The sequence below is a fragment of the Neisseria sp. HMSC067H09 genome (assembly GCF_001814135.1).
Classification (GTDB): domain Bacteria; phylum Pseudomonadota; class Gammaproteobacteria; order Burkholderiales; family Neisseriaceae; genus Neisseria.
Map to the genome: position 1 here is coordinate 1 of NZ_KV814854.1, position 15,678 is coordinate 15,678.

Consider the following 15,678-nt stretch of genomic DNA (forward strand, 5'->3'; position numbering starts at 1 on the left):
ACCGGCCTTTTTCTGTTATGGAAAGTTGCACTTCGAATGCGAATCCTCCGTCGTCTGAAACCCCATTTCAGGATTTTCAGACGACCTCTTTCATCATCAAGAATGGCACAAAGCCCTCTGTCTTTTAAAACGTAAACCCGGTTTCCAATTCATCATCGCCGACCAGTTCGACCAACAGCGCGTAAAGTGGAGCAAGCTCGGTGTAGCGGCGGGAGGTGCGGCGCAGGTAGTTGAGGAAGCGCGGGATTTCGGGGCGGTATTTGTCTTTGTCGTCGCGGTAGTACAGGCGGGCGAAGATGCCGGCAACTTTCAGATGGCGTTGTACGCCCATCCATTCAAACCAGCGGTAAAACTCGTCAAACGCTGCGGGTACGGGCAATCCGGCGGCGCGGGCTTTTTCCCAGTAACGGATGACCAAGTCCAAGACGAATTCTTCTTCCCATTCGATGAAGGCGTCGCGCAGGAGGGAAACCAAGTCGTAGGAAATCGGGCCGTAGAGTGCGTCTTGGAAATCGAGTACGCCGGGTCGGCCGGTGGTGAGCATGAGGTTGCGGACGATGAAGTCGCGGTGGACGTACACCTGCGGCTGGGCAAGCAGCGGCGGCAGCAGGGTGTCTATGGTTTGCTGCCAAAGCTGGCGTTGTTTGAAGTTGAGTTCGCGTCCGAGCTCTTTGGCGACGAACCATTCGGGGAAAAGGTTGATTTCGCGCAGCATGATGTCGCGGTCGTACTCGGGCAATTCGCCCGCGCGGCTGGCTTTTTGCAACCCGACCAGTTCGTCTATGGCTTCAAGCAGTAGGACTTTGTGTGCCTCCGCGCCTTGTTCTTGCTGCATGGCGGTCAGGAAAGTGGTGCTGCCCAAGTCGTTGAGCACCATAAATCCCTGCGCTTCGTCCACATGCAATACTTGGGGAACGTTAAGCATATTGAAAAGTTTTTGCACTTTTAGGTAAGGAGCGACGCTCATTTTATCGGGCGGCGCGTCCATGCAGATGACGGTCTTGCCGTCGGCAAAAGCAGCGCGGAAGTAGCGTCGGAAGTCGGCATCGGCGGCGGCGAAGCTCAATTCGAAGTTTTGTTCGGGATAGACGGCGCGAAGCCAATTTTGTAATTCGGTTTGTCGTTGCATAGCGGTGTCGCGGATTTTCAGGTTAAAATAACCGCTATTCTAACTGGCAAACCGATTTAAGGGGCGATTTTGGCTCGTTTATTTTCACTCAAACCATTGGTTTTGGCGTTAAGCGTCGGCTTCGGCGCGGGAGGGGCATATGCGCAAAATGCATCTTTGCCGCAACCTGCCGATTACGAGCCGGTAAGGGCCACCCCGCCTGCGGTTCAAAGCGGGGAAAACCGTCGTCCTGCCGATCAGGATAAATTGTCCTTGGGCGATACCTGCCTGTTTTGCCAGCATCAGGCTTCGGAAGCAAACAAGCAGCCTGAAATCAAACGCAGCGGCGAAGACCCCCTGCCGCAGGACTACACCCGCGTGATTGCGGACAAGGTTGCCGGACAGTCTAAAGTCGCCGTCCGCGCCGAAGGCGACGTCATCATCGAGCGCAATCAGGAAGTGTTGAACGCCGATTGGGCGGATTACGACCAAACCAGCGATACCGTCAGGGCGGGCGACCGCTTTACGCTGTATCAGGACGGCTCGACCGTCAGCGGCGATACTTTGGTGTACAACCTGAAAGACAATACCGGCTCGAGCGAATACGTCCGCGTCGATGCCGAAAAAGACGGCCGCCGCCTCCAAAGCGTCAGCGAAAAGGCGGAAATGAAAGGCAAAGGGCTGTACAAGCTCATCAATACCAAATTCAATACCTGCTCGCCCGGCGATGCGAGTTGGTTCATCAAAGCGAAAAGCATCGAAACCGATCAGGAAACGGGCATAGGCGTGGCAAAAGACGCATCGCTGGTGTTCGGCGGCGTTCCCGTACTTTATACGCCTTGGGCGGATTTCCCGCTCAACGGCCATCGCAAGAGCGGTCTGTTGGTGCCGACCTTGTCAACCGGTTCGGACGGTTTGGAACTCGCCCTTCCCTATTATTTCAACCTCGCCCCCAACTTGGACGCTACCTTCCGCCCCGGCATCATCAGCTCGCGCGGCGTGCAGCTTGGCGGACAGGTTCGCTATCTCGAGCCGAAATTTAACGGCGTCATCGACGGCGATTGGATGCCGCACGATAAAAAACGCCACGAAAACAACCGCTATCAAATCAAGTTTGACCACAACCACCAACTGACCGACAAACTCAGCGGCGGTATCAGCTTCAATCAGGTTTCAGACGACAATTACTACCGCGACTTCTACGGACGCGAGGACATTGCCAGCAACGTCAACCTCAACCGCCAACTGTGGCTGAACTACGGCGACAATATCTGGGGCGGCTCTTTTGACGGCGCGCTGAACGTACAAAAATACCAAACCCTTGCCAACCAAAACGGTTACAAAGACGAACCTTACGCCATCATGCCGCGTCTGACCGGACGTTGGCAGAAAACCATGGGCAAAGCGAATATCAACGTATTCAGCCAGTTCACCCGTTTCGTACACGACAGCAAACAAGACGGCAGCCGTACCGTGCTGTATCCCAGCGTCCGCTGGGATTTCAACAACCAATGGGGCTATATCCGTCCGAAAATCGGCGTACACGCGACTTATTACGACTTAGGCTCGTTCGGCAACCAATCCGGCCGCCGCGTCAGCCGCGTATTGCCGATATTCAACGTCGATACCGGCATAACCTTCGAGCGCAACGCCAATTTGTTCGGCAAAGCCTATCTGCAAACCCTCGAACCGCGCCTGTTCTACAACTACATCCCGACCAAGTCGCAAAACGACTTACCTAATTTCGACACCTCGGAAAACAGCTTCTCTTACAACCAGCTTTTCCGTGAAAATCTGTACGTCGGCAACGACCGCATCAACTCCGCCAACAGCCTGACTGCCGCCGCGCAAACCCGTTTTCTCAATCCGAACAACGGTGCCGAGCTATTCCGCGCTGGTATCGGACAAAAGTTTTATTTCAAAAACGACAACGTATTGCTGGACGGCAACGTCAGCCGCTACGAACGCAGCCAATCCGACTGGGTCGGCTTCGCACACGGCAAACTGAGTGACAGCTTTCATGTAGGTTTCGATCTGCACTACAACCAAAATCAAAGCCGTGCCGAAAGCTATGCCGCGACCGTCCGCTACAATCCCGAGCCGGGCAAAGTGTTGAGCGCGCGTTACAAATACGGGCGCAACGAACGCATTTACCTGCAATCCGACGGCAACTATTTCTACGATAAAATCCGCCAAGTCGATTTGGCGGCACAATGGCCTATCCGTAAAAACCTTTACGCAGTTGCACGTTACAACTACGAAATTCAAGCCAAGAAACCTCTTGAAATGCTGGTAGGAGCTGAATATAAAAGCAATTGCGGCTGCTGGAGCGCAAGCCTTGTCGGACAACGCTACGTGACCGGCGAAAACAGCCGCAAAAACGCCGTATTCTTCAATCTCCAACTCAAAGACCTGAGCAATCTCGACAACAATCCATTTGAAAAACTGCGCTTGGCCATTCCCGGCTACAGCAAAACCAACGAGGTAGTTACCCCATGAACGTCAAACCCCTGATTCTTGCCGCCGCACTCGGTCTGGCATTGAACGCACACGCAGCCCCTAAGGCCAAAACAGTAAAAAAATCCGTCAAACCCGTCGCTGTTCAGACGACCGATACCGAAACCCGTTCTGACGGCGTACATCTGAGCGACGGCATTGCCGCCATCGCCGACAACGAAGTGATTACCCGCCGCCAACTGGCGCAGGCAGTCGAACGGGCGCGCCGAACCATCCCTAAAGGCACACAAATCGGCGATAACGAATTGCGCGAACAAGTTCTGGCGCAACTCATCAACCAATCCTTGATTGTCCAAGCGGGCAAACGCAAGAATATTCAAGCAGATAACGCAGAAGTCGAGGCGGTCGTTGCCGCCAATCCTTCACTGAAAACCCCGTCTGCATCTACCCGCCGTGAAATTGCGGACAGTATTATCGCGGAAAAAGTGCACCAGCAGGCAATCATGCAGCACAGCCGCGTCAGCGATGCCGAAGTTGCACGTACCATCGAACAGGCGAAACAGCAAGGCATCGCCCTGCCCGAAGGCGAGCCGCTGCGCCAATACAATGCGCAACACATTCTGATTAAAGCCGACAACGACAACGCGGCGGCAGGCGCGGAAAGTACCATCCGCAAGATCTATGCACAAGCCCGCAGCGGCGCGGACTTCGCCGGTTTGGCGCGCCAATACTCGCAAGACGGCAGCGCGAGCAGCGGCGGTGATTTGGGCTGGTTCGCCGACGGCATGATGGTTGCGCCGTTTGAAGAAGCCGTCCACAAACTCAAACCCGGCCAAGTCAGCCCACCCGTACGCACACAATTCGGCTGGCACATCATTAAGCTGAACGATGTCCGTGACGCCGGCACGCCCGAAGAGCGTCAACACAACACCATACGTCAATATCTGTCGCGCCAAAAAGTCGAACAGGCGGAAATCAACCTGCTGCGCGAACTGCACGAAGGTGCGCACATCGACATACGCTAAGGCGGATGCAGACGTCGTCTGAAAGTTTTTCAGACGACGTTTTGTTTTGCAGCAAGCGGCATCCATCCGAAATCAAACCGACCCTAATAATATAGCGAGGGAAAGAAAAAACCGTTTTCGTCGTTACCGTCGCATCCAATAAAATATGAATGATAGTTGCCGATTAAAAAGGTCGTCTGAAAAACAAAATGTTTTTCAGACGACCTTTTACGGAACGGCATACGGACGGATTACCAATCCGCTCCGCCTGCCCACAGTATGCCGATGGCGGCGACGGATGCCAGGCCGACAGCCACAATCGCCTCTAAAAACAATACTGACACAGACATAATAACCTCCGAATGTTGAATGAAATTATTATCGGAACCATCCGCCTGCCCTGACGGGAAACGATACGGATGCCGTTTGGTTTGTACGGTCAGAATAACACCCTCTCGCGGTATCCTTATTCGGTTTACCTGATTTTCCAGAGAGAAAAAAGCAATAATTATCAAAAATTAATGCCAAAGACTATCAATTAGTCCTTCTTGATTGAGAACGCGGCTTGTTTGTCGGATATTTGATTCAAACCTGATTTTTTTCACTGATTTATGCCTGATTTTTTTCTTTTTTTCCGCCGTTTTGTACAAACTGCCATTGTGGTATTTTTGCCTCTTTCTGTTTATATCGCCGTCCATCTGGCAAATGGCGGGAGTTTTGCATTCGAACGTCCGTTGATGTTTGTCATTCACGAACAGACAGGACAATGGTTTTTTCCGATTGCGCTGTTGCTTCATTATCTGGGTAAAACCGCCGTCGCCGTACCGCTGGTCTGTTTGGCGGCGGTATGCCTGTGGCGGTTTGGCAAACTGCGGGCAGCGGTATTCGTGCCTTTGGCGGCATTGTTGCCGACTTTGAATATGCTTTGGATAAAGGCATGGATACAGCGTCCGCGCCCGTTGCTTTGGCCTCGCGCCGTCGAAGAGGTCAATTTTTCGTTTCCAAGCGGACATAGTACGTTTTCCGCCGCAGTCGCAGTGATGCTGATTCTATTGTGTTATCGGACTGCATACCTCCGTACCGCTTTTGCCGTCGGCATCTTGTTTGCCTTGTTGACGGGGTTTTCACGGGTTTATTTAGGCGTACATTATCCGACGGATGTTTGGGCGGGATGGACGAATGGGACGCTGACGGCGCTATTGGTTTATTATGTTGTTTTCAAGAAGGATTTCGAATAATGGAAACCTTATGCCCGAATACGCCCTTATGGCTGCGCAACGGTCATGCGGACACAATATTTGCCAAATTCATTCAACGCCCCGCACCTGCCTACCGCCGCGAGCTGCTGCCGGACAGTACGGGACGAACTTTGGTTGCCTGTGATTTTGTCGATGCTGCCGATCCCGATGCACCTTTAGTAGTTTTGTTTCACGGATTGGAGGGCAGCAGCCGCAGCCATTACGCCGTTGAATTGATGCGCGCGGTCATTGAAAAAGGCTGGAACGGCGTGGTAGTGCATTTCCGCAGTTGCGGCGGCGTGGAGAATACCGCGCCTGTGTTTTATCATTTGGGCGATACGCGGGAAATCGGCTTTATGCTGGAAATGCTGTCTGAACGCTACCGCAGGATTTATGCTGCGGGCGTGTCTTTGGGCGGCAATGCGCTGGCAAAATATTTGGGCGAATACGGCAGTCTGGGCATGGCTGCTGTCCCTTACGCCGCTGCCGCCGTCTCTGCGCCGGTGGATGCGGCAGCGGCAGGCACGCGCTTTGATAAGGGAATGTCAAAACTGCTCTACACCCGCTATTTTTTAAAATCTTTATTGCCCAAAGCCGCCGCAACAGGTTTTCAGGCGACCTCGTTGAAAGAATGCAAAACGCTGGGGGATTTTGACGACAGGTTTACCGCGCCGCTGCACGGTTTCGCCGACCGGCATGATTATTACCGCCGCGCTTCGTGCAAGCCTTGGCTGAAAACCGTACGCACGCCGCTTTTGCTGCTCAACGCCGTCAACGACCCGTTTCTACCGCCGAAAGCCTTGCCGACGGTAGAAGAGGTTTCGTCCGCCGTTACGCTGCTGCAACCCCAATACGGCGGACACGCTGCGTTCGTCAGCCGCGACAAAGGTCGTCTGAACCTGCAATGGCTGCCGCAAACCCTGCTGGCGTATTTTGAGGCATTCGAGTAAACGGAAGGTTTTTCAGCCGGAAGTTTTGTTATAAAATGCCCCGAACCTGATTTAGGATTTATTTAGAAACAAAGGAAAATTATGCAAGAAACCAACGGATACCCCGATAAACGTCCGGACGGCCCGGAAGGCCGCTGGGAACGGGACGTGTTGCGCGACGTACTGCTTGCCGCCTATAAAGAGCAGCGGCGCGCCCGTTTTTGGCGCAACTTCTGGCGGATTATCGGCGTCCTGCTGATTGCCGCATTATGGTTCGGTTCGGACGACGGCACGGCCGGACAAGGGCTGGCCACAGGTAAAGAGCATACGGCAGTCATCACATTGGAAGGCGAAATAGGCGGCGGCATGGACGATCAGGTCAAAATGCTGCGCGACAGCATGGAGGCGGCCTACAACAATCCGAATGCAAAAGGCATCGTCATCCGCGCCAACAGCCCCGGCGGTTCGCCCGTTATCTCCAATACCGCTTTTAACGAGATACGTCGTTTAAAAAGCGAACATAAAAACATTCCCGTCTATGTTGTTGCTGAGGATATGTGCGCCTCCGGCTGCTACTACATCGCTGCTGCCGCGGACAAAATTTATGCCAACCCCTCCAGCATTGTCGGCAGTATCGGCGTGATCGGCGGCGGTTTCGACGTAACCGGACTGATGGAAAAATTAGGTATCAAACGTCGTCTGAAAACCGCAGGCAGTAATAAAGGCATGGGCGACCCTTTTACCCCCGAAACGCCCGAACAGGGGAAAATCTGGGAAGGTATACTGTCAGATACCCATCAAGAATTCATCAAGGCCGTCAAGCTCGGGCGTGGTGAAAAATTGAAGGACAAAGAGTATCCTGACGTATTCAGTGGTCGTATTTATGTAGGCCTTGAAGCAAAAAAAGTCGGACTGATTGACGACTTCGGCAGCGTTTACAGCATCGCCCGCGATGTCGTCAAAGCCCCTGAGCTGGTCAGTTATATGCCCGAAGACGATTTCAGAAAAATTCTGAGCCGTCGCTTTGGTGCGCAAGTCAAAGCTGAAGTGGAAAAAACATTGTCGAAAATGTGGTAAGGCAATACAAACAAAATGTCGTCTGAAAAGCTTTCAGACGACGTTTTGTTTTGGAGGATATTGATTCTGCGGAAAATGAAGAGAGGAATATCGTAATAGCGGTAAGCGGGTATTTACATCCATTTAGAACCGAATTCCTTCATTCGTAGCATGGGCTTTGCCCACGGAAGAGCTGCCCGAATATCGCGTAGCAGATCAACGTTAAACCGGTATCATGTTGTCTCGTCGTAGTCAAAGAACAATTCCCAAAGGTAACTATGCATCAAGTGTATTGGTTGCAAATTATCCGTTCTATTTTTGGCTTTCTTTAAAACAGGTTGGAGAAAGGTCGTCTGAAAGCCGACAATATCAGCTTTCAGACGACCTTTTGCTGTTTTCAAACCCGAATCAGTCAAACAGTTCGCCGACTTTGTCCCAGAACGATTTTTTACGCGGGGTTTGGCTGCGGTCAAGGCCGGTGGAGATTTTTTCGAACTCTTCCAGCAACTCTTTCTGGCGGTCGGTCAGGTTGACCGGCGTTTCCACCACAACGTGGCAGTACAAATCGCCCGTCGCGCTGGAGCGTAGGGATTTGATGCCTTTGCCTTTGACGCGCATACGGCGGCCGGTTTGCGTTTCTTTCGGGATGTTCAGTTTGACTTTGCCGTCCAAAGTCGGAACTTCGACTTCGCCGCCCAAGGCTGCGACGGCGAAACTGATGGGCAGCTCGCAATGCAAATCCAAGCCGTTGCGCTCGAAGATTTTGTGTTCTTTGACGCGGACGTTGACGTACAAATCGCCTGCGGGCGCACCGTGCGTACCCGGTTCGCCTTCGCCGCTCAAGCGGATGCGTTGACCGTCGTCGATGCCGGCGGGAATATTGACCTCAACGGTTTTGCTGGTTTTGGTGCGGCCTTCGCCACGGCATTTGACGCACGGATCTTTGATTTCCTTGCCTGTGCCGTGGCAGGTCGGACAGGTCTGCTGCATTTGGAAAATGGCTTGGCGGACGTGTACCGTACCGGAACCGTGACAGGTCGAACAAGTTGATGCGGACGTACCGGGTTTTGCGCCGCTGCCGTGGCAGACATCACATTCTTCGTAGGTCGGGATGTTGATGCGTTTTTTGATGCCTTTGGCGGCATCTTCCAGCGTGATTTCGACGCCGACCTGCAAATCCGCGCCTTGATAGTTTTGCTGGCGGCCGCCGCCCCCGCCTCCGCCGAACATTTGGCTGAAGATGTCGGAAAAGTCGAAGCCTTGCGCGCCGCCGAACCCGCCAAAACCGCCGAATCCGCCCGCGCCGCCGCCCATGCCCTGTTCGAACGCGGCATGGCCGTATTGGTCGTACATGGCGCGTTTTTCTTTGTCGGACAAGGTGTCGTAGGCTTTTTGAACTTCTTTAAATTTTTCTTCCGCTTCTTTGTCGCCGGGATTGCGGTCGGGGTGGTATTTCATCGCCAGCTTGCGGTAGGCTTTTTTGATTTCGTCGTCGCTCGCACCGCGCGCCACGCCGAGTGTTGCATAAAAATCTTGGTTGCTCATGATAGTAATGGTTGTTGAATATGTGTAAAAACTAGACCGGATATATGGGTGGGGTGGGGAAAACTCAAGTGTCTGAATAAAAGGTCGTCTGAAAAATACCGTTCTGTTTTCAGACGACCTTTGTCAAACCGACCTAACGACAACCTGCTATAATCCCTCCTTTATTTTTCCTAACGTTTTCAAGCGAAAAACAGAATGACCATGCAAGAACATTACCAGCCCGCCGCCATCGAGCCTGCGGCGCAGAAAAAATGGGATGACGCCCGTATTTTCAACGTCTCCGAAGACGCTTCCAAACCCAAATACTACTGTCTCTCCATGTTCCCCTACCCCAGCGGCAAGCTGCACATGGGGCATGTGCGCAACTACACCATCGGCGACGTATTGAGCCGCTTCAAACTCTTAAACGGCTTCAACGTCATGCAGCCTATGGGTTGGGACGCGTTCGGCATGCCGGCGGAAAATGCGGCGATGAAAAACAACGTCGCCCCCGCTGCTTGGACCTACGACAACATCGAATACATGAAAACCCAGCTCAAAAGCCTGGGTTTTGCGATTGACTGGGAGCGCGAAGTCGCCACCTGCAAACCCGAATACTACCGCTGGGAACAATGGCTGTTTACCAAGCTGTTTGAAAAAGGCATCGTCTATCGCAAAAACGGCACGGTGAACTGGGACCCGGTCGACCAAACCGTCCTTGCCAACGAGCAAGTCATCGACGGGCGCGGCTGGCGTTCGGGCGCGTTGATCGAAAAACGCGAAATTCCGATGTATTACTTCAAAATCACCGATTACGCCGAAGAGCTGCTCAACGACTTGGACAAGCTGGAACACTGGCCGGAACAAGTCAAAACCATGCAACGCAACTGGATCGGCAAATCTCGCGGTATGACCGTGCGCTTCGCCGTTTCAGACGACAGCAAACAAGGTTTGGAAGGCGATTACGCGAAATTCCTGCAAGTTTATACCACCCGTCCCGACACGCTGATGGGCGCAACTTATGTTGCCGTTGCCGCCGAGCATCCGCTGGCAACCGCCGCAGCCGCCGACAAACCCGAATTGCAGGCATTTATCGCCGAATGCAAAGCCGGTTCGGTTGCCGAAGCCGATATGGCGACGATGGAGAAAAAAGGCGTGCCGACCGGTCGTTTTGTCATTAATCCTCTCAGCGGCGACAAGCTGGAAGTGTGGATTGCCAACTATGTATTGTGGGGCTACGGCGACGGCGCGGTAATGGCGGTTCCGGCGCACGACGAACGCGATTTCGAGTTCGCCACCAAATACAGCCTGCCGAAAAAACAGGTCATTGCCGTCGGCGACAACGCATTTGACGCAAACCAATGGCAAGAATGGTACGGCGACAAAGAAAACGGCGTATTGGTCAACAGCGGCGACTTGGACGGCATGAATTTTCAGACGGCATTCGACGCCATCGCCGCCAAGCTGCAAAGCCAAGACGCAGGCGAACCGAAAACCCAATACCGCCTGCGCGACTGGGGTATTTCGCGCCAACGCTACTGGGGCTGCCCGATTCCCATCGTCCATTGCGAAAAATGCGGCGACGTACCCGTCCCCGCCGACCAACTGCCCGTCGTCCTGCCTGAAAACGTCGTACCCGACGGCATGGGTTCGCCACTGGCAAAAATGCCCGGGTTTTACGAAACCACCTGTCCATGTTGCGGCGGCGCGGCGAAACGCGAAACCGACACCATGGACACCTTCATGGAATCGAGCTGGTATTTCTTCCGCTATATGTCGCCCAAGTTCGCAGAAGGCATGGTATCGACTGAAGCCGCGAAATACTGGGGCGCGGTCGACCAATACATCGGCGGTATCGAACACGCGATTCTGCACCTCTTGTACGCGCGCTTCTTCACCAAACTGATGCGCGACGAAGGCTTGGTCAGCGTGGACGAACCGTTTGAACGCCTGCTCACGCAAGGCATGGTCGTCTGCGAAACCTACTACCGCGAAAACGCCAACGGCAGCAAAGACTGGATCAACCCCGCCGATGTCGAATTGACTTTCGACGACAAAGGCCGCCCCGTTTCCGCCGTCCTCAAAGCCGACGGACTGCCCGTCGTCATCAGCGGCACGGAAAAAATGTCCAAGTCCAAAAACAACGGCGTCGATCCGCAAGAGCTGATTAACGCCTACGGCGCGGACACCGCCCGTCTGTTCATGATGTTCGCCGCACCGCCCGAACAGTCCCTCGAATGGAGCGACAGCGGCGTCGAAGGCGCACACCGCTTCCTGCGCCGCCTGTGGCGCACCGTTTACGAATACCTGAAACAAGGCGAAGCAGTCAAAGCGTTTGCAGGCAACCAAGACGGTTTGTCTAAAGAACTCAAAGACCTGCGCCACAAACTGCACGCCACCACCGCAAAAGTCAGCGACGACTACGGCCGCCGCCAGCAGTTCAACACCGCCATCGCCGCCGTGATGGAATTGCTCAACCAATACGACAAAACCGACACCGGCAGCGAACAAGGCCGCGCCGTCGCTCAAGAAGTATTGGAAACCGCCGTACGCCTGTTGTGGCCCATCGTGCCGCACATCTGCGAAACCCTGTGGAGCGAATTGAACGGCGCGAAACTGTGGGAAGCAGGCTGGCCGACCGTCGATGAAGCCGCCTTGGTCAAATCCGAAATCGAAGTGATGGTTCAAGTCAACGGCAAACTACGCGGCAAAATCACCGTCGCCGCCGACGCCTCCAAAGCCGACCTCGAAGCCGCCGCACTCGCCACCGAAGGCGCGGTGAAATTCATGGAAGGCAAGCCTGCCAAGAAAATCATCGTCGTACCGGGCAGACTGGTGAACATCGTGGTGTAAAGCCGATCGGCATTGATTGCTGTAATTAGGAAAGGTCGTCTGAAAACTTGGAAACAGGGTTTTCAGACGACCTTTTTAAGGTAGATTGGGTTGTCTGCATTACAGACCTCAAATATAGTGGATTAACTTTAAACCAGGACGGCGTTGCCTCGCCCTAGCTCAAAGAGAACGATTCTCTAAGGTGCTGAAGCACCAAGTGAATCGGTTCCGTACTATATGTACTGTCTGCGGCTTCGTCGGTCTTGTCCTGATTTAAATTTAATCCACCATAACTTAATCTCAAAATCCAAAACATGAATTTATTTTTCGATACCGAATTGGGAAAGCAGCAAAATAAAGCAACCCACAAAATCCGTGTAATGAGCGAGGCTTGGCTAGAAAAAAACGGCTACTGCCCCTGTTGCGGAAGCAAGCCGATGCAGAGATTTACCAATAACAAACCTGTTGCAGACCTCTTTTGTCCAAACTGTCACGAGCAATATGAATTAAAGAGTAAAAATCAAAAAACTATAGGTAACAGTGTGCCTGACGGTGCATATCACACCATGTTGGAGCGCATCCAGTCAGATACCAACCCCAACTTTTTCTTTCTTGCATATAAAAAAGCGGATTATTCCATACAGCAATTGGTGCTCGTACCTAAACATTTCATAACACCGGACATGATTATTCCCAGAAATAAAGGCATTAAAAACCGACCACACCACATCATGTGCTCCATTAATCTTGTACCTTTACCTGAAAGCGGCAAAATATTCTTAATAGACAATTCCCGCATTATCGAACCCGAAATTGTTCTGAAAAAATGGCAATCCAATCTATTTTTACGCAACCAAAATGCGGAACGCAAAGGCTGGCTTTTGGCTATTATGAAATGTATCGACCAACTCCCCAAAGAATTCACATTGTCGCAAATGTATGAATTTGAAAACAAACTATCTATCCAATTTCCCCAAAACAACCATATCAAAGACAAAATCCGCCAACAGTTGCAAATTTTGCGTGATCAAAATATGATCGAATTCATTGGTCGCGGACTTTACAGAAAAATCAACAAATTGCCCCCAACTCCCAAGGCGTTTTGATTTCAAATCATGATATTGAATTCACAAGGGATATTTATTCTTCTGCCATTCTGAAAACAGTTGAAGTACAACGCAATATCGCTGCAAAGGGCAGCAGCCGTAAGAAGGTTGGAGAATTGCTGGCAATTTATGAGTGATTTCGACAAACCGGCTGAAGAAGCCGCCATTTATCAAAACCGTTTGAAAAAAATCGTTTCAGACGACCTTGTCCTCTACAACGAAAATTCCCTTAACGCCATGCAAAAGATAAATGCCGGTTATGAAGTTTGGTTCAATGAAAATTGAAGGCTTATTGTTTCAAAAATATGAGTTTTACCGATTTTTGGAAAGACCAGAATACAATATTAATTGGAAAGACCATCTATCTAGATGAAATTTGACCCCTTAACGAACGTTTTTAAACAAAATCGAGAAAACATATGGACTGGTTTCAGATCATCATCAACTGCATCGTGTTTATTGGCACTGCCGTTGTCGTTATCGTCGGTCTCTGGCTTGCATACGCCATTCCGGTAATGCTCCTTTGGTTTGTTGCCGGTTTTTTCTACAACATCATCCGTTTTTTCCTACCATTCCTGCCAAGCAGCGACGAAATTGCAGATAATTTATTCAAGTCATCACCTAGAAAAAGTTCTTACAGCGGCAAAACTGAAATACAGAAACAATACGAATTGAACGAACACATCAGGCAGCAGCAAATGAATGCTCAACGAAACCAACGGTAAAAAAGCCCCTTGTACCAACCGGACAAAAGATTACTATCCGACAATGGTTTATTTATCATCATCCGTGATACCTTATTTATTATTGAAATCAAATTCCAACAAACCCCTAGTTCAGTAGATGAGAAATTACAAACTTGCGACTTTAAGAGAAAACAATATACAAAATTGGTTACTCTTTAGGTTGGCGGGTTGAATATGTCTATGTTTTAAATGACTGGTATAACAAACCAGAATATAAGGATGTTTTAGATTATATTATCTGTGTTAACTGTCATTACCAATTTAATACGATTCCCTTAAGGTGGTTTGGACTACCTGATGGTGAAATGAATGAATAAATACCATATTTAAAACACAGCCGTTCAAGGTCGTCTGAATATCATTTCAGACGACCTTTCACCAATCCCCGCCGTTTTCCGTCTTTCTGCCATTGTGATAAAGTAGCCCGACCTTTTGTTCAAAATACGCGGATTCCGCCACACAGCTTATGGAAACATCCTGTCTTAACAGCCAACAGCTCGTCAACATGGTTCAACAGGGCGAAGGAGGCGACTATTTGGACGGCAGCTACCGTTTTGAAACCTTGTGCAGCGGCATTTCCCTGCACGGCGGCAGCCTGACCGCGCGCAAAACATTCCAAAGCACGCGCCTGTCGGAGCCATACATCGCGTTTGTCCTGCTGCTCGAAGGCAGTTTGGATTTCGGCATCAATCGCAAACGTTACCGTATTGAGGCTGAAGGCGGACATGTCCTATTGATTGCGTGCGACGAGGAAATCTTATTCAGCCGTTATTTGTATGAAGGCGGGCATACGGCGAAACTGACGCTCAAGGGGCTAGACCGCTGGCTGGCGCGCCCGCAATATGCGGGTTTGCTGCAGGCGGTTTATCGGGAAAAAGTCAGACATTGGCCGCTGGACAGTAGTTTGCGCCGCCTTGCTTTAAGCAGCTTGAAGGGGGCGGAGCACGGCGGATTGGCGGACGACTTACAGCGTGAAGCGGACGTGTTGCAACTTTTGGCTGGACTATGGACGGATTTTCTCAACCGCTATCCCTATACCGAAACCGCCGCCGAACCGCCTCATCCTTCGGAAAGTTTCATCCGTCTGCTCAACCAGGCATTCGATGCGGGTGCGCACCAAGTATCTGCACTTGCCGACGCGCTGTATATCAGCGAGCGGACGCTGCAACGCCGCCTGAAAGAATCGTTCGGTACGACGGCGAGCGAGTGGCTGCGGCACAAGCATATGCAATATGCGCTGTATGCTTTGGGTACGGACAGCGTCAGCATAGGCGAAACAGCCTACCGTTGCGGCTACGCCCATGTTTCAAGCTTTACCAAGGCATTTCGCGAATATTTCGGCTGCACGCCGGCGGAGTTGAGAAAACGAGGCGAGTGATAGGGCAATAGTGAAAGGTCGTCTGAAAACCATGTTTCAGGTTTTCAGACGACCTTTGTTCATATGAACCTATTAGATGCTTGACGGCGTTCGGAGCGGAAAGATTTGAGGTATAGTGGATTAACTTTAAACCAGTACGGCGTTGCTTTGCCGTACTATCTGTACTGTCTGCGGCTTCGTCGTCTTGTCCTGATTTAAATTTAATCCACCATACTTCAAATCGTAGCGTGGGCTATGCCCGCGAAATACAAAATCTTGTCGAGACTATTCCGCCTTATGTGTTCCGTAGGCAAAGCCCAC

The 15,678-nt window shown here is 51.6% G+C and carries 11 protein-coding genes and 3 pseudogenes; 12 read left to right on the forward strand and 2 right to left on the reverse strand.

The genetic code is table 11. The annotated features are described in order from the left end of the window. Window positions 1-124: 124 nt before the first annotated feature. Complete coding sequence (gene amgK, locus HMPREF2954_RS00935) at window positions 125-1,129, reverse strand: N-acetylmuramate/N-acetylglucosamine kinase AmgK (protein ID WP_045072200.1); 1,005 nt, start codon at window positions 1,127-1,129, stop codon at window positions 125-127. 69 nt (window positions 1,130-1,198) lie between these two features. On the opposite strand from amgK, the gene HMPREF2954_RS00940 reads away from it, so the two are divergent. The 5 genes from HMPREF2954_RS00940 to HMPREF2954_RS00965 all read left to right on the forward strand — a co-directional run bounded on the left by HMPREF2954_RS00940 (window position 1,199) and on the right by HMPREF2954_RS00965 (window position 7,813). Beyond that, window positions 1,199-3,607, forward strand: coding sequence for an LPS-assembly protein LptD (locus HMPREF2954_RS00940; RefSeq protein ID WP_197067768.1), 2,409 nt, complete (start codon window positions 1,199-1,201; stop codon window positions 3,605-3,607). After that, entirely contained in the window at window positions 3,604-4,590 is a 987-nt protein-coding gene (locus tag HMPREF2954_RS00945; protein ID WP_070688963.1) for a peptidylprolyl isomerase, read from the forward strand. Before HMPREF2954_RS00940 ends, HMPREF2954_RS00945 begins: the two co-directional genes overlap by 4 nt. Window positions 4,591-5,306: 716 nt before the next feature. After that, window positions 5,307-5,807 (forward strand): phosphatase PAP2 family protein, encoded by a 501-nt coding sequence (locus HMPREF2954_RS00955; RefSeq protein ID WP_231574583.1) that lies wholly within the window; start codon window positions 5,307-5,309, stop codon window positions 5,805-5,807. Then, complete coding sequence (locus HMPREF2954_RS00960; RefSeq protein WP_045072194.1) at window positions 5,807-6,757, forward strand: YheT family hydrolase; 951 nt, start codon at window positions 5,807-5,809, stop codon at window positions 6,755-6,757. The genes HMPREF2954_RS00955 and HMPREF2954_RS00960 overlap by 1 nt, the downstream gene beginning before the upstream one ends. 81 nt (window positions 6,758-6,838) lie before the next feature. Next, complete coding sequence (locus HMPREF2954_RS00965) at window positions 6,839-7,813, forward strand: S49 family peptidase (protein WP_045072193.1); 975 nt, start codon at window positions 6,839-6,841, stop codon at window positions 7,811-7,813. A gap of 387 nt (window positions 7,814-8,200) precedes the next feature. On the opposite strand, the gene dnaJ is transcribed toward HMPREF2954_RS00965, so the two are convergent. After that, complete coding sequence (gene dnaJ / locus HMPREF2954_RS00970) at window positions 8,201-9,337, reverse strand: molecular chaperone DnaJ (RefSeq protein WP_003761069.1); 1,137 nt, start codon at window positions 9,335-9,337, stop codon at window positions 8,201-8,203. 201 nt (window positions 9,338-9,538) lie between these two features. Here dnaJ and leuS point away from each other — a divergent pair, with 201 nt between their 5' ends. From leuS to HMPREF2954_RS00995, 7 genes and pseudogenes are all read left to right on the forward strand, one after another. Beyond that, window positions 9,539-12,169, forward strand: a complete 2,631-nt coding sequence (gene leuS / locus HMPREF2954_RS00975; protein ID WP_045072208.1) for a leucine--tRNA ligase — start codon at window positions 9,539-9,541, stop codon at window positions 12,167-12,169. A 293-nt stretch (window positions 12,170-12,462) separates the two neighbouring features. Beyond that, the gene (locus tag HMPREF2954_RS00980; protein WP_045072191.1) at window positions 12,463-13,254 is read left to right on the forward strand and encodes a DpnI domain-containing protein; all 792 of its coding nucleotides are present in this window, start codon (window positions 12,463-12,465) and stop codon (window positions 13,252-13,254) included. Continuing rightward, window positions 13,203-13,391, forward strand: a pseudogene (locus tag HMPREF2954_RS13185) (DNA adenine methylase); the annotation flags it as partial. The gene HMPREF2954_RS00980 and the pseudogene HMPREF2954_RS13185, both read left to right, overlap by 52 nt. Then, window positions 13,384-13,503 (forward strand): annotated as a pseudogene (locus HMPREF2954_RS12085) (site-specific DNA-methyltransferase); the annotation flags it as partial. The pseudogenes HMPREF2954_RS13185 and HMPREF2954_RS12085, both read left to right, overlap by 8 nt. A gap of 170 nt (window positions 13,504-13,673) precedes the next feature. Then, window positions 13,674-13,979: a hypothetical protein gene (locus HMPREF2954_RS00990; RefSeq protein WP_045072190.1), complete on the forward strand. Its 306-nt coding sequence runs from the start codon at window positions 13,674-13,676 to the stop codon at window positions 13,977-13,979. Between the two features lie 24 nt (window positions 13,980-14,003). Further along, window positions 14,004-14,317 (forward strand): annotated as a pseudogene (locus HMPREF2954_RS13190) (hypothetical protein); the annotation flags it as partial. A 149-nt stretch (window positions 14,318-14,466) separates the two neighbouring features. Then, window positions 14,467-15,378 (forward strand): helix-turn-helix transcriptional regulator, encoded by a 912-nt coding sequence (locus tag HMPREF2954_RS00995; RefSeq protein ID WP_045072189.1) that lies wholly within the window; start codon window positions 14,467-14,469, stop codon window positions 15,376-15,378. Window positions 15,379-15,678 lie beyond the last annotated feature (300 nt).